This is a genomic window from Pseudomonas sp. B3(2017), assembly GCF_002113595.1.
Classification (GTDB): domain Bacteria; phylum Pseudomonadota; class Gammaproteobacteria; order Pseudomonadales; family Pseudomonadaceae; genus Aquipseudomonas; species Aquipseudomonas ekonensis.
Genome location: NZ_NEIU01000021.1, coordinates 1 through 15,064, shown reverse-complemented (window position 1 = coordinate 15,064; position 15,064 = coordinate 1). Strand labels below are relative to the sequence as shown.

At 65.2% G+C, this 15,064-nt stretch carries 11 protein-coding genes, 1 pseudogene and 1 riboswitch; of the genes and pseudogenes, 6 read left to right on the top strand and 6 right to left on the bottom strand.

What is annotated here, in order from left to right; all coding sequences use genetic code 11:
- Positions 1-119 precede the first annotated feature (119 nt).
- The 4 genes from CAG33_RS24060 to CAG33_RS24045 form a co-directional block, all read right to left on the bottom strand.
- Positions 120-1,484, bottom strand: coding sequence for a DUF1329 domain-containing protein (locus CAG33_RS24060; RefSeq protein WP_085584793.1), 1,365 nt, complete (start codon positions 1,482-1,484; stop codon positions 120-122).
- A 28-nt stretch (positions 1,485-1,512) separates the two neighbouring features.
- Positions 1,513-3,399 carry a DUF1302 domain-containing protein gene (locus CAG33_RS24055; protein WP_085584791.1) on the bottom strand — a complete coding sequence of 629 codons (1,887 nt, stop codon included), beginning with the start codon at positions 3,397-3,399 and terminating at the stop codon, positions 1,513-1,515.
- A 339-nt stretch (positions 3,400-3,738) separates the two neighbouring features.
- Positions 3,739-5,421 (bottom strand): fatty acid--CoA ligase, encoded by a 1,683-nt coding sequence (locus tag CAG33_RS24050; protein WP_085584789.1) that lies wholly within the window; start codon positions 5,419-5,421, stop codon positions 3,739-3,741.
- 145 nt (positions 5,422-5,566) lie between these two features.
- On the bottom strand, positions 5,567-6,751 hold the full coding sequence (locus tag CAG33_RS24045; protein ID WP_085640801.1) for an MFS transporter: 1,185 nt from the start codon (positions 6,749-6,751) through the stop codon (positions 5,567-5,569).
- Between the two features lie 84 nt (positions 6,752-6,835).
- On the opposite strand from CAG33_RS24045, the gene CAG33_RS24040 reads away from it, so the two are divergent.
- Entirely contained in the window at positions 6,836-7,609 is a 774-nt protein-coding gene (locus tag CAG33_RS24040; protein WP_085640799.1) for a helix-turn-helix domain-containing protein, read from the top strand.
- Here the strand turns inward: CAG33_RS24040 and CAG33_RS24035 are convergent.
- Positions 7,593-8,222, bottom strand: a complete 630-nt coding sequence (locus CAG33_RS24035; protein ID WP_085629390.1) for a LysE family translocator — start codon at positions 8,220-8,222, stop codon at positions 7,593-7,595. The genes CAG33_RS24040 and CAG33_RS24035 overlap by 17 nt on opposite strands.
- A gap of 142 nt (positions 8,223-8,364) precedes the next feature.
- On the opposite strand from CAG33_RS24035, the gene CAG33_RS24030 reads away from it, so the two are divergent.
- The 3 genes from CAG33_RS24030 (at position 8,365) to CAG33_RS24020 (ending at position 11,198) form a co-directional block, all read left to right on the top strand.
- On the top strand, positions 8,365-9,330 hold the full coding sequence (locus CAG33_RS24030) for a 2-hydroxyacid dehydrogenase (RefSeq protein ID WP_085629388.1): 966 nt from the start codon (positions 8,365-8,367) through the stop codon (positions 9,328-9,330).
- A gap of 33 nt (positions 9,331-9,363) precedes the next feature.
- Positions 9,364-10,362 carry a class I SAM-dependent methyltransferase gene (locus CAG33_RS24025; RefSeq protein ID WP_085640797.1) on the top strand — a complete coding sequence of 333 codons (999 nt, stop codon included), beginning with the start codon at positions 9,364-9,366 and terminating at the stop codon, positions 10,360-10,362.
- A 40-nt stretch (positions 10,363-10,402) separates the two neighbouring features.
- Positions 10,403-10,525, top strand: a riboswitch (yybP-ykoY riboswitch).
- A gap of 88 nt (positions 10,526-10,613) precedes the next feature.
- Entirely contained in the window at positions 10,614-11,198 is a 585-nt protein-coding gene (locus CAG33_RS24020; protein WP_085584777.1) for a TMEM165/GDT1 family protein, read from the top strand.
- 246 nt (positions 11,199-11,444) lie between these two features.
- Here CAG33_RS24020 and CAG33_RS24015 read toward each other — a convergent pair whose 3' ends face one another.
- A complete protein-coding gene (locus CAG33_RS24015) occupies positions 11,445-12,263 on the bottom strand; it encodes a M48 family metallopeptidase (protein ID WP_085584775.1) in 819 nt (272 codons plus the stop codon).
- Between the two features lie 201 nt (positions 12,264-12,464).
- Here CAG33_RS24015 and CAG33_RS29125 point away from each other — a divergent pair.
- Together CAG33_RS29125 and CAG33_RS29120 are read left to right on the top strand one after the other, a co-directional pair.
- A pseudogene (locus CAG33_RS29125) lies at positions 12,465-13,811 on the top strand (HAMP domain-containing protein); the annotation flags it as partial.
- Between the two features lie 12 nt (positions 13,812-13,823).
- Entirely contained in the window at positions 13,824-14,666 is an 843-nt protein-coding gene (locus tag CAG33_RS29120) for a methyl-accepting chemotaxis protein (protein WP_371856116.1), read from the top strand.
- Positions 14,667-15,064: the final 398 nt, after the last annotated feature.

The following is a 15,064-nucleotide window of genomic DNA, read 5'->3' as shown; positions in this document are numbered from 1 at the left end:
GGATTGAAGGCGGTTGCTACAAATGGCTACAAAAAGGCTACGGAAAAAGCCACAGGCAAAAAAAACGCCCCGAACCGGTCGGGGCGTTTCCACGAGGATGCGGCCTCGTTTGCAGCGGTTTAGCGGATGCCGTCCTGACGCAGCGCGTTCGGCGTGAAGTCGGCGGTGGTGGCGGTGAAGCCGAAGTCATACGCCGACTTCTCTTCGTTCTTCATGCCCAGCGCCAAGTAGCGGCCGGACTGCAGGTCGTAGAGGGTCTCCAGGGTGTACCACGGTACCTGGACGTTGTAGTAGTTCTGCGAATGGGCTTCGGCCACGCGCCACAGCTGGTTGCGGCCGTCGTAGTGGTCGATCACCGCCGCCTGCCAGGTGTCTTCGTCGATGAAGAAGTCACGTTTGGCGTAGATGTGGCGCTGGCCTTCCTTCAGGGTCGCGACCACATGCCAGACGCGGCGCAGCTCATAGCGGGCCAGGTCCTGGTTGATGTGGCCGGCCTTGATGATGTCGGCGTACTTGAGCTTCGGATCGTCGAGCTTGTAGCTGTCGGAGGCGATGTACATCTCTTTCTTGCCTTCGAGCTTCCAGTCGTAGCGGTCCGGCGCACCGTTGTACATGTCCAGGTTGTCGGAGGTGCGCAGACCGTCCGCCGCGGTGCCCGGGCCGTCATAGGACACCTGCGGCGCCCGGCGCACGCGGCGCTGGCCGGCGTTGTAGACCCACGCCGAACGTGGTTCCTTCACCTGGTCGAGGGTCTCGTGCACCAGCAGCACGCCACCGGCCAGACGCGCCGGCGCGGTCACTTTCTGCTTGAAGTAGAACAGGATGTTGCCCGGGTTGGCCGGATCGTAGTCCTTCATCTTGTCGCGGAACACGAACTGGTCCTGGAAGTACACCAGGCTGAACGAGCCGTTGGCCTGCGGCGTGGCCTGGGTCACCAGACGGGTCACGCTGCCGCCGCGGTAGCGGGTGATGTGGTTCCAGATGACTTCCACGCCGCTCTTCGGAATCGGGAACGGCACGGCGGTGTCGAAGTTCTCCAGGCCGTTGCCGCCGGACACCAGGTTGGTGCTGGTGGCGTTCTTCTTGATCGCGGCGAACACGGCGTCCGGCACGGTGGCGCCGCGGTGGGACGGGTAGACCGGCATCTTGAAGGTGTCCGGGTAGCGCTTGAACATCGCGTACTGGCCCGGCGCGAGCTTGTCCTTGTACTGCTCGACGTTCTGCGCGGTGATGGTGAACAGCGGCTTCTCGCTGGCGTACGGGTCGGACAGGAACCCCTTGCTGTCGACGGTGCCGGCGTTCTTCGGCATCGGTTTCCAGGCCGGGATCGAACCGTCGGCGTTGCCGGCCATTTCGGCGCCCATCGGGGTCAGGCTCTTGCCCAGCTTGTCCGCTTCGGCGGCGGGCACCGCCGCCATGACGCCGGTCGCCAGCAGCGACAGGCCCAGAACACCGGCGTGGAACAGACTCTTTGTTATTTTCATAAATTCGTTCGTCCTGAAGATGCAGTGCTTAGAAGTTCACGCCGAAGCTGAGGGCCACGAAGTCGCGGTCATCCACGGTGGTGTACTTGCCGTCGAAGAAGTTGGTGTAGGCCAGGCTCGCGGTGTAGGTGTTCTGGTACTCGGCGTCGAGGCCCAGGCTGATGGCCTTGCGGCCTTCCTCGAAGTTGCCGCCAGGGCCTGGCGAGTAGCCGCTCACGTCGTGGGACCAGGCCACGTTCGGCTTGAGGTTCACGCCGGCGAACACGTCGTTGTATTCCCAGATCGCCCGGCCGCGGTAGCCCCACGAGGTCGAGGTGGTGAAGCCCTCGTTGGTGCAGTTGCGGCTACGGTTGTTGGTCGGGGTGCCGGGGCCTGCGCCGTTGATGGTGCTGGTGTTGAGCGCCACGCAGGTGTCCACCGGACCTGTGAACGGCAGTTCGCCCGGGCCGTAGACCGGATCGCGGCCGTAGCGCACGTCCGAGGTGCTTTCCAGGCCGCCGACGTGGGTCACGCCCACTTCGCCCACCAGGGTCAGGCGGCTGGCGCCCATCACCTGATCGAAGAAGTGCGTCAGGGTGGTCTGGAACTGGGTGATTTCCTTGCGGCGGTAGCCGTGCAGGTCCTGGCCCGGAACGCCGTTGAGCAGCGAAGCGTTGGTCAGGGCGCCGCCCAGCGGCCGCACGCCGGCGAACAGGATGTCGGTGGAGTTCAGCTGCACCGGCGCGTTCGGCCGGTAGCTGATCTCGCCGCTCCACGCCGTGCCGGTGGGCAGGGTGGTGGAGAAGCTCAGCCCGTAGAGGCGGATGTCCTCAGGGTATTCGACGAAGTACTGCGAGTTGCCCGCCACCAGCAGCGGCCCGAGCGCGGCGAACGGCCCCGGCAGCCCGCGCGCGGTGTTGTACACCGACTGCGGCGCGCCGGTGGCGCTGAAGATCGGCGCACGGCTGTGGTAGTTCATGAAGTAGGCGCCGAATTCGGTGTCCAGCGGCTCGAACATGTACTTCAGGGACGCGCCCCACTGGCCGCCGTCACGGGCGTCCCGGTCGCCGCCGCGGCGCACCAGCACGCCTTCCTCGTTGACGTCGACGCCGTTGGCCGCCAATGGCCCCAGGGCGATGGCCGGGATCTGCGAACGCTTGTTCAGCACGCGCAGGTTGTTGTCGCAGCCGTCGGCGATGATGTCCGGCTGGGAGAAGAAGGTGCCGCAGTTGTCGACGACGGTCTGGTCCCATTCGATCTGGTAGAAGGCATCGGCCGACAGGTTGTCGGTCAGACTCTGGGACACGTAGAACATGTTGACCGGGATCAGGCCTTCCTTGATCTCGGCGCCCGGACGGCGGAACGCGGAGACGTCGATCGGGTTGATCGAGTTGATGCCGCCGCCGATGAAGGTGCTTTCGCCCCAGCTCACCACCTGCTTGCCCAGGCGCACGGAGCCCGGCTGATCGGCGATCGAGTAGTTGTGGTAGACGAAGGCGTCGAGGATCTGGCCGCCGGCGGACTTGGCGCCTTCCTTGCGGTTGTTGTCGCTGATGTCCTTGAACTCGCGGCTTTCGTCCTTGAGCTCGAAGTCGTACCAGTACTTGCCCCGGACGAACACGCCGGTGTCGCCGTATTTCAGCTCCAGGTCATGGATGCCCTTGAAGATCTTGGAGAAGGTCTCGCCGCTCTTGAAGTTGGCGTGGCCGTCGTCGGAGGTCTGGGAGAGGCCGTGGCCGCCGTTGTTGACGCCGATGAGGTTCTTGTTCGGCTGCTGGGTCGACCAGCTGGCCCCGATCGACAGGGAGGAGTCGAACTGGCCTTCGATTTCACCGACGTTGAAGCTGACGCCGAATGCAGGCCCGGCGAGCGTGGAGGCGAGACTGACGGCCAGAGGCAGTTTAGCCCGGCGCCAGAACTGGTTAGCTGAATTCATCGACGCTACTCCATGTGCATTATTGTTATGGCAGTGAGTACTTTTAAAAACGCCTGAAGGACCGGACGCCAGGGCTGCCCGAATTCGCTTCAAATTGCATCGCCCCAAATGTGTGCGCGTGTGCCCCGTTCTTAAAAATCCTTGAGCGGACTATAGCCAGCAGGGGGTATCGCTTGATCCCTCTAAAGTGTGATTTGCAGCTGCCGGCCACTCTGGAACAGTCCTTTCGCCAGGCCGACCCATGTCGGCACGGCAAGGATGGCTGAAAATTCGGATTTCACAAGCCAAGCGCTTGCTTGGGGGTGTCTGGCGCGCCGTTTGCGGCGCGCCAGGGGACGCTCAGAGCGTGGAGAGGAAGGCGCTGTTGTTGGTCTGCCACTCGGTGATGTCGAGGCGGATGCGCTTCTTGTCGAGCTTGCCGACGCTGGTCTTGGGAATTTCGGTAACAAGGGCGATCTGGCTCGGGATCGCCCATTTGCTCAGGTGCCCCAGCTCGACGAACGGCTTGAGGTGCTCCTTGAGCTCCCGCGCCCCGATCTCATGCCCCTCGCGGACCACCAGCAGGGCAAACGGCCGCTCGCCCCACTGCGGATCGGGAATGCCCACCACCGCTACTTCGCGTACCGCGACGTGACGGCTGATCAGGTCTTCGAGGTCCAGCGAGGAGATCCATTCGCCGCCGGTCTTGATCACGTCCTTGATGCGGTCGCGGATGTCGATCACGCCCATGCCGTCCAGCGTGGCGACGTCACCGGTGTGCAGCCAGCCGCCGGCCCACAGCTCGGCGCCCTTCTGCGGCTCGTTGAAGTAGCCCTCGGTCAGCCACGGCGCACGTAGCACCAGCTCGCCCTGGGTCTCGCCGTCCGCCGGGAGGAAATTGCCCTCGGCGTCGACGATGGCCGCCTCCACCAGGGGTCCCGGCACCCCGGCCTTGATCCGGTAGGTGGTGCGCTCGTCTTCGCTGCCGGCCATCAGTTCGTCGTTCAGGTGCGCGCAGGACACCAGCGGCCCGGTCTCCGACATGCCGTAGGCGGCGGTCAGCTGAATGCCGCGGGCCTTGGCGGTCTCATACAGGGAACGGTTGAGCGCGCTGCCGCCGATGACGATTTTCCAGCCGCCGAAATCGGTGCCCTGGGCGCCCTTGGCGTTGAGCACCATCTGCAGGATGGTCGGCACGCAGTGGGAGAAGGTGACCTTTTCCTTGCGCCACAGCTCGACCAGGAACTCCGGATCGTAGCGCCCCGGATAGACCTGCTTGAGCCCGAGCATGGTCGCCACGTACGGCAGGCCCCAGGCATGCACGTGGAACATCGGCGTGATCGGCATGTACACGTCGTTGGTGCCCAGCAGCCGCACGCTGTCGATGGCGCCCATGATGGTCGACACGCCCATGGTGTGCAGCACCAGTTGCCGGTGGGTGAAGTACACGCCCTTCGGGTTGCCGGTGGTGCCGGTGGTGTAGAAGGTGGTGGCCACCGAGTTCTCGTCGAAATCCTGGAAGTCGTAGCGCGGGCTGGCGGCAGCCAGGAGTTGCTCGTACTCGCCGACAAGGTTGGGCAGGTCGGCGGTCTTCTCCGGCAGATCCGTCAGCAGCAGGGTCTTCTCCACCGTGGTCAGGTGCGGCGCGATGGCCCGGTACAGGCCGGTGAACTCGCTGTTGACCAGCACGAAGCGGTCCTCGGCGTGGTTCATCGTGTAGAGGATCTGCTCCGGCGACAGGCGCACGTTGATGGTGTGGATCACCGCGCCGATCATCGGGATGGCGAACATGCATTCCAGGTAGCGATGGCTGTCCCAGTCCATCACCGCCACGGTGTCGCCGGCCTTCACGCCCGCCGCCGTCAGCACGTTGGCCAGCCGCGCGACCCGTTCGATCAGGGTCGGGTAGCTGTAGCGCAGCTGGTCGCGGTAGACAATCTCGCGGGTCTTCTCGTAACGGGCGCCGGACATCAGCAGCCGTTTGATCAGCAGCGGGTACTGGTACGCCCCTTCGGCGGGCGGGATGACGCGGGTCTGCAACATAGGAATCCCTTTTCTGACGGCACGGTGTTGGCATTAGAGCTCTACTCTAGAACCGTTGCGTGACAGTCAAATCAGCCAAAGGAATGATTTGCAGAGCGGCGCAAATGCTAGCTTTGCGCCAGCATTTGCGATGGTTCGAACCGGCTCAAGCCATTTGTCCGACAGCCTCTTCCGAAGGCGTGCGTGGGAAAACCGCTGCGGCAAGGAAGGTCAAGGCGCCAAAACCGGCGAGAATCAAGTAAAGGCCCGCGAAGCCATGGCGTGGTTCGACATAGGCGATCAGCGGGATCGCCGTCGCGCTGGCGCCGAACGACAGGCAGTAGCGCAAAGCGAACACCCGGGCCTGCCAGTGCGGCGCGACGAAGTTGGCCACCATCGAATCGTTCACCGTGACCTGACCGAACACCACGAACATGAACGCCGCACCGACGGCGATCACCGCCCAGCCATCGACCCAGGCCAAGGCCAGCAACAACGGTGCCTGGCACAGGGTCAACACCACGAACGGCCATTTCAGGCTGATCCGGTGCAGCACCCGGCCGATGCTCAACTGCGCCACCGCGCCGAAGGCGTAGGCCAGGCTGACCACCACCCCGAGGGTCTGCGGCGAGGCGGCCCATTCATGCAAGCGCTCCTGGAACAGCTTCGGGTAGGTCATGGTGGTGGCGTTGAACACCACTCCGCCGGTGGCCGTGGCCAGCGCCAGCACGCCGAACACCATCGCCATGGAGATGCGCTGGCCCCCGGCGCTCTTGAGCGCAGCGTGGGCACGCACCGGAATCGGTTCGTCACGCACATGGAGGGCAAACCCGATGCCCAGGGCGATGGCCACCGCACCTGGCACCAGGAACGCCGCACGCCAGCCGAACTGCGCCACCAGCAACCCGGTGACCAGCGCCGAGAACGCCACCCCCAGGTTGCCCCACATGCCGTTGATGCCGATCTCGCGCCCGCGGTTCTGCGCATAGGCCACGAGCATCGCCGTGCCCACCGGGTGGTAGATCGCGGCGAAGACACCGGTCAGGGTCAGGCCCGCCACCAGCATCGCGGGGCTTGCGCTCAGGCCGGTGAACATCGCCGAGGCGCCGATGCCGAAAAAGAACACCAGCATCATGTGGCGCCGGCTCCAGCGGTCGCCGAGCCACCCGGCCGGCAGCGAGCAGGCGCCGAAGGCGATGAAGCCGCCCAGCGACAGGCCGATCAGCGCGGCGTAGTCGAGCCCGAAGGCTTGGGTCATGCCGAGCACGGCGGCGGGGAAGATCAGCATGAACATGTGATCGATCACATGGGCTGCGTTGATGTAGCGGATGACGGTGGCGGATCGGTTCATGGCGGCACGCTTGATGTTGTTGTGAGCGGCTATGCTAAGTTGGCGAAAAAGCGCAGACCTGCCAATCAAGTCATCGAACCAGACATGTTGATCAGCCATTTCGAACACGGCCCGGTGAGCGCCTACCCCCGGGACTACCTGGACGGCGCCCACCAGCCCTTGCACCTGCACCGCGAGGCGCAGCTGCTGTATGCGGTGCGCGGGGTGATGCGGGTGGTCACGGCCCAAGGCGCCTGGGTGCTGCCGCCGACCCGTGCGGTGTGGATCCCGCCCGAGGTCGCGCACGAGATCTTCATGTCCGGCGACGTGCAGATGCGTTCGCTGTTCATCGCCCCGGAGCTGTCGCCGGCCAGCCTCCAGCAGTGCTGTGTGCTGGCGGTCACGCCGTTGCTGCGCGAACTGATCCTGCGCGCCGTGCAGGGCCCGCCCCACGCGGACAATCCGCTGATCCAGCAACTGATGCTGCAGGAGCTCGCCGGCCTGGAGAACCTGCCGCTGCACATTCCGATGCCCGCCGACCGGCGCCTGCAAGGCATCTGCCTGGCGCTGCTGCAGACCCCCGACCACCCCAACACCCTGGAGGACTGGGCGCAGCAGGCCGGGGCCAGTTCACGGACGCTGGCGCGCCTGTTCCAGCAGCAGCTGAAGATGAGTTTCAACGCCTGGCGCCAGCAACTGCGCCTGATGGAAGCCCTGCCCCGCCTGCTCGCCGGGGACAGCGTGCAGCGCGTGGCGCAGGACCTGGGTTACGGCAGCGCGCGGGCGTTCAGCGCGATGTTCCGCCGTTTGCTCGGGGACAATCCCCGGGAGTACCTCAACGCCCTCAACCAGCTCGGGTCGATCAGTGCATCTCGGTGAAGGCCAGCTTCACGCCGATGGCGATCAGCACCGCGCCCATGGTGCGGTCGAACCAGTGGCCCATGCGGGCGAAACCGGCGCGCACACGCTGCTGGCTGAACAGCAGGGCCACCAGGCAGAACCAGGTCGCGGTGGCCGCCGCCAGGTAGAGGCCGTAGCCGGCCTGCACCGCCAGCGGCGTGTGCGGGTTGATCACCACGGTGAACAGCGACAGGAAAAACAGCGTGGCCTTGGGGTTCAGCCCGTTGGTCACGAAGCCTGAGGTGAACGCGCCGCGGGCGGTGCGCTCGCCGGCCTCCTTGTGCAGATCATCGGTGACGGCCGGCGCCGGTTGCGCGCGCAAGGCCTTGTAGCCGATGTACAGCAGGTACGCGGCGGCGGCCCATTTCAGGGCGTTGAACAGCACGATCGACTGCGACACGATCAGGCCGATGCCCAGCAGCGAGTAACCCACGTGCAGGAAAATCGCCGTGCCCACGCCCAGCGCCGTCCAGGTGCCGGCGCGCCGGCCGTGGGTCACGCTCTCGCGCACCACCACGGCGAAATCCGGGCCGGGGCTGGCCACGGCCAGCAGGTGGATCAGTGCAACGGTCAAGAACTCGGTCCAGTACATGGGGACTCCTTTGGGTCGAATCGGGCGGATCCGCAGAGCAGAGCCCCCAGCGGGGCGGGCTTCAGCCGTTGCGTATCAATTTGTTTCATCTGGTAGGCTCGGCAGATTACGCCTTCCGTTCACCGCACAAAAGGTACAGTTGATGACGAACGCCCGCCGCGCCGTATTCCTCGATCACCCTTCCCTGGACCTGGGCGATCTCGACCTGAACCCTTTGCGCGAGTGCTTCAGCGACCTGCAACTGTTCGCCCAGACCCTGCCGGAGCAGGTCGCCGAACGCCTGCACGGCGCCACCGTGGCGATCACCAACAAGATCGTCATCGACGCGGCCGCCATGGCGGCCAACCCCGACCTGAAGCTGATCCTGATCACTGCCACCGGCACCAACAACGTCGACCTGGCCGCCGCAAAGGCCCGCGGCATCACCGTGTGCAACTGCCAGGCCTACGGCACGCCGTCGGTGGCGCAGCACACGATCATGCTGCTGCTCAACCTCGCCACCCGTTTGGGTGACTACCGAAAAGCCGTCGGCGAAGGCCGCTGGCAACAGGCCAAACAGTTCTGCCTGCTGGACTACCCGATCGTCGAGCTGGAAGGCAAGACCCTGGGCCTGCTCGGGCACGGCGAACTGGGCGGCGCGGTGGCCCGCCTGGCCGAAGCGTTCGGCATGCGCGTGCTGTCGGGGCAGATTCCGGGACGGCCGCCGCGGCCGGACCGCGTGCCGCTGGCTGAACTGCTGCCCCAGGTCGACGCCCTCACCCTGCACTGCCCGCTCAACGAACACACCCGCCACTTCATCGGTGCCCGCGAACTGGCGTCGATGAAACCCGGCGCGTTCGTGGTCAACACCGCCCGCGGCGGCCTGATCGACGAGCAGGCGCTGGCCGACGCCCTGCGCAGCGGCCACCTCGGCGGCGCCGCCACCGACGTGCTGAGCACCGAGCCGCCGGTCAACGGCAACCCGCTGCTGGCCGCCGACATTCCGCGCCTGATCGTCACCCCGCACAACGCCTGGGGCAGCCGCGAGGCGCGGCAGCGCATCGTCGGGCAACTGACCGAAAACGCCCACGCGTTCTTCAGCGGTGAGGCGCTGCGGGTCGTCAATTGATAGACTGCGGCACTTTTTTACCAAGGAGCAGTTATGGATCCGCGCAGTGAAGTACTGCTTCGTCAGGCCGAGTTATTCCAAGGGTCGGTGCTGCTGGCCGGGCTGCCCGCCGACGATCTGCTCGGGCGCCTGCCCGACGCGTTCGGCTGGTGCTGGCATGCCGGCGATCAGGCCATGCTGGAGGCGCGCTTCGCCGGGCGCAGCCACTTCGGCGTGAACGTCCCCGAGCGCGGGTTTGACAGCGCGGTAGTGTTCCTGCCCAAGGCCAAGGACCTGACCGACTACCTGCTCAACGCCGTGGCTGCGCGCCTGGCCGGGCGCGAGGTGTACCTGGTGGGGGAGAAACGCGGCGGCATCGAAGGCGCAGCCAAGCAGCTCAATCCGTTCGGCAAGCCGCGCAAGCTCGACAGCGCCCGCCATTGCCAGCTCTGGCAGGTGACGGTGGCCGACGCGCCGGCGGCCAAACCGCTGGAAAGCCTGGCCCAGACCTATGAACTGCCGCTGGCCGAAGGGCCGCTCAAGGTGATCAGCCTGCCGGGCGTGTTCAGCCACGGCCGGCTGGACTGCGGCAGCGCCCTGCTGCTGGAGCACCTGGACAAACTGCCCAGCGGCCATCTGCTGGACTTCGGCTGCGGTGCCGGCGTGCTGGGGGCTGCGGTCAAGCGTCGCTACCCGGACACCCAGGTGACCTTGCTGGACGTCGACGCCTTCGCCGCCGCCAGCAGCCGTCTGACCTTGGCGGCCAACGGTCTGGAAGGCGACGTGCTGACCGGCGACGGCATCGATGCCGCCCCGCTGGGCCTGAACGCGATCCTGACCAATCCGCCGTTCCACACCGGGGTGCACACCGACTACCAGGCAACGGAAAACCTGCTGCGAAAAGCAGCCCAACATCTGAAAAATGGTGGCGAACTGCGGTTGGTGGCCAATAGTTTCCTCAAGTACCAACCGTTGATCGAGGAGCATCTGGGCGCCTGTTCGGTGAGGGCCGAAGGCCAGGGGTTCCGGATCTACAGCGCCAAGCGCGGCTGAAAATTTGTACTTGCCCAATCGGATTTGCCTAGGCAGAATCCGCTCCGTCCTAGGGGAGTAGTCTCCCACGAGCGCCTAGCTCGTCCGGCATACGTCAACACACTTGATCCGCAGATCATGGCGTATGCGACCCCAGCGTCCGCACCAGACGGACCGCAGGGTTTGACAAGACCTATGACACGCACACCTTACCCGGGGCGGGAAGGCTGTACGTGTCATAGCCGTGTCGACCCGCCCCTTAGGAAATCCTGATGCTGGACTCGCTGCTCGTTCCCACCGCCATCGTTGCCCTCGCCGAAATCGGCGACAAGACGCAACTGCTCGCGCTCATTCTCGCCGCACGCTTTCGCAAACCCTGGCCGATCATCGCCGGCATCGTCGCCGCGACCCTGGCCAACCATGCGGCCGCCGGTGCGGTCGGCGCCTGGTTCGGCAGTTTCTTCTCCGACTCCGTCCTGCACTGGATCCTCGCGGCCAGCTTCGCCGCCACGGCCCTGTGGACCTTGGTGCCGGACAAGATGGACGACGACGAGGCCAGCACGGCCCGCAAGTTCGGGCCGTTCCTGACCACGCTGATCGCGTTCTTCCTGGCTGAAATCGGTGACAAGACCCAGATCGCCACGGTGATGCTGGCGGCGCAGTACCCGGAGCTGTGGCTGGTGATCATCGGCACCACCGCAGGCATGCTGATCGCCAACGTGCCGGTGGTGCTGGCGGGGAATTTCGCGGCGGAGAAACTGCCGCTGACGCTGATCCGTCGCCTGGCGGCTTCGGCCTTCATGATTCTGGCGATCGTCGCGGTGTACAAGGCGATGCAGAGCAGCGGCTGGGTCTGACGCGGCAAGCCTGCGATGTCGCGTTATCGTTCATCGCGGGCAAGCCCGCTCCCACAGGATTCTGCGGTGACCACAGCCCCAGCATTCACCCGAGATCCCTTGTGGGAGCCAGCCTGCTGGCGATGGCGTCAGTCCGGGCACCACAGGCCCAAGACAAGACAGGTGCCCCCACAGGAATCTGCGCTGAACCGTCCTTGTGGGAGCGGGCTTGCCCGCGAAGGGGCCACCAGCCGCGCAGGGTGTCCATCAGGACTTCGGCGCTTTCTCGTACAACGGCATCACCTTCGGAATCGCCGCCTGCAACGAGGCGATCCGGCTGGACGAGGCCGGGTGCGTGCTCATGAACTCCGGCGGTGCGCCTTCCGAGGCCTTGCTCATCTTGTTCCACAGGGTGATCGCGGCGTTCGGGTTGTAGCCGGCCCGGGCGGCGAGTTCGAGGCCGATCAGGTCGGCTTCGTTTTCGTTGGCGCGGCTGTTGGGCAGGGTCATGCCGTAGTTGGCCACCGTGTCGGCGAGGGCCAGGCTGTCCTGACCCAGGCCGAGCAGCGCACCGGCCCCCTGCTTGGCCATTTCGATGCCGTAGGCCTTGGACATCGCCTCACGACCGTGCTCGCGCAAGGCGTGGGCGATCTCATGGCCCATGACCGCGGCGATCTCGTCGTCGGTCAGCTTCAGGCTGTCGATCAGCCCGGTGTAGAAAATGATCTTGCCGCCGGGGCCGCAGTTGGCGTTGAGCTCATCGCTCTTGATCAGGTTGACCTCCCACTTCCACTGCGCAGCGTCCGGACGGAAGTTCGGCGCCTGCGCAATCAGCCGGTTCGCGATGGCCTGAACGCGTTTCGCGTCGTTGCTGGTCTTGTCCAGCACGCCCTTGCCGGACGCCTCGCCCACCGTCTTCTGATAGGACTGGGCATACATCTGGTCGACTTCCTGCGAGGACAGCATGCTGAACATGTACTGCTTGCGTTCCACACCCACGGCGCCGCCGCTGGTGGTGTTGACCGACTGGCAACCGGCCAGCGACAGCGCTGCGCCCAGCGCACCTGCAACCCAAATCTTGTTCATTCAAAAGCTCCCTGGAAACCTGCGCGTATCCTAGGCGGGTAACGGTAGCCGCGCCAGATCCAACAGACGTGTTGCACGTACTTTCAGAAAGCCTCCGCGCCCCTGTAGGAAAAAATTCATACCCGCCGCAATGCCTTCCGCCACTGCGTCGCGCACCGATCCATTTGCGACATCCTTCCTTTATTCCGGCGCAATCCGCTCATGGCTCCGTGCCCGCTGCCGATACATCAGCGCAGACGTCTTCCTGCGTGCGGAGCTCCCATGAAATTCAAGTCGATCCAGTTTTCCGTGGCGGCCCTGGCCGGCGCCATCGTTCTCAGCGTGGTGGCCGCGCTGGTGCTGTATGCGCTGTTCTCCGGCGCCCGGACGCAAGACATGGTGCAGGAACGCACCCAGGCCCAGTTCGAGCAGGTCATTGAACAGCGTCTGACGTCTCTGGCGCAGACCCAGGTCAGCCAGATCCAGCGCGAGCTCGAAGCGCCGCTGCTGATCGCCGGCGGGCTGGTGCGGGTCAACGCCCTGCTCGGCACGCCGGGCGCCGACGGCCAGCCCCGGCTGACCGTCAGCCGCGAGCAGTTGATCAGCCTGATCAAGGAAAACGTCGAGAAGAACCCGAAAATCCTCGGCACCTACATCGGCTGGGAAAAGAACGCCCTGGACCACAACGACGCCGCCTACGTCGGCACCCAGGTGGTGGGCATCGACGCCACCAACGGGCGCTTCCTGCCGTGGTGGTTCCGCAATGACGACGGCACCCTGGGCCTGGACAAACTGGTGGATGTGGACGACCAGAAAGTCCTGTCCACCGGCGTGCGCGCCAGCGAGTACTACCTGTGCTCGAAGGAAACCAAGAAGTCCTGCGTGATCGACCCGGCGCCGTACAAGGTCGGCGACAAGGTCGTGATGCTCGCCTCGTTCATCGAGCCGATCATGCTCAACGGCGCGTTCCAGGGCATCGTCGGCGCCGACCTGTCGGTGAACTTCATCCAGGAGATGCTCCTGGCCGCCAACCAGAAACTGTACGCCGGCGCCGGGCAGATGGCCCTGATCGGCGGCAACGGCCGGATCGTGGCCTACACCAAGGATCCGAGCAAGTTCGGCGAGAAGGTCAGCGACATCCTCGACAGCCAGCAGATCGCCAACATGGCCAATCTCAAGCGCGGCGAAGTCACCTACACCGTCAGCAAGGAACAAGGGCGGATCGAGCTGTACCTGCCGTTCGGCATCGGCCAGACCGACGCGCGCTGGACCTTGATGCTGCAATTGCCGCTGAACGCGGTGATGGCCGACCTGCAGAAACTCCAGGGCGACCTCGACGCCCAGCGCAAATCCGACACTTTCGGCATGGCCATGGTCGGCCTGATCATCGCCGGCCTCGGCCTGCTGGTGATCTGGCTGGTGGGCCACGGCATCGCCCGTCCGCTCAAGCAGATGGTGACCATGCTCGACGACATCGCCCAGGGCGAAGGCGACCTGACCCGCCGCCTGAGCAGCGACCGCAGCGATGAGCTCGGCTCGATCGCCAAAGGCTTCAACACGTTCCTGGCCAAGTTGCAGGCGATGATCACCCAAGTGGTGACGTCGGTGCAGAGCGTCAGCGATTCGTCCGAGCACACCGCCGACATCGCCATCCGCACCAACATCGGCGTGCAGAAGCAGATGGCCGAGATCGACCAGGTGGCCACCGCCGTGCAGGAGATGACCGCCACCGCCCAGGACGTGGCGCGCAACGCGACCCAGGCCGCGCAGGCGGCCAGCCATGCCGACCAGGCCGCGAGCCAAGGCATGCAGATCGTCAGCGACACGTCGAAGTCGATCGGCGTGCTGGCCGTGGAGATCGGCAAGGCCGTGGAAGTGGTGCAGGCACTGGCCAAGGACAGCGAGAACATCAACGCGATCCTCATCGCCATCCGCGCCATCGCCGAGCAGACCAACCTGCTGGCCCTGAACGCGGCCATCGAAGCGGCCCGCGCCGGCGAGCAGGGCCGCGGTTTCGCGGTGGTGGCCGACGAGGTGCGCAACCTGGCGCAGAAGACCCAGCAGGCCACCGAAGAAATCCAGAGCATGATCCAGCAGTTGCAGCAGGGCACCCGCGAAGTGGTGCGGGTCATGGAGGACAGCCAGAGCCGCACCGACGAAAGCGTGCAGCACGCGGCCAAGGCCGCCGAAGCGCTGGAGACCATCACCCAGGCGGTGTCGGTGATCAACGACATGAACACCCAGATCGCCAGCGCCGCCGAGGAACAGAGCGCGGTGGCCGACGACATCAACCGCAACGTGATCAACATCGGCCAGGTGGCCAACGAAGTCGCGGGCGGCGCCGACGAATCGAGTTCGGCCAGCGCCGACCTGACCAAACTTGCGGAGCAGCAGCGCCGGCTGATCAATCAGTTCAAGGTCTGACCGGCGGGAAGGCCCTGCGGGCCTTATCGCGAGCAGGCTCGCTCCCACAGGGGGACGGTGGTGAAAAACTGTGGGAGGCAGCCTGACGCATAGATGCCGAATGGGCCGGCCTCATCGCGGGCAAGCCCGCTCCCACAGGTTTTTGCAGTGAACACAGTTGCGCATGCCCACCAGATCCCTGCTGGCGATGGCGGTGGATCAGGCACAGGTGATGTCGGATGAGCCGGCCTCATCGCTTGCAGGCTCGCTCCCGCAGGGTTCGGTGAGAACCACAGATTCCGCAGGCACCCGCGATCCCCTGTGGGAGATTCTATGGTTGAGGCAAAGCCCTCAGCCTGCTTTTGGTTCATATTCGCTTTGCCCTTTGAGCAGGGCGAATACGATCCGGGCCAGTTTGC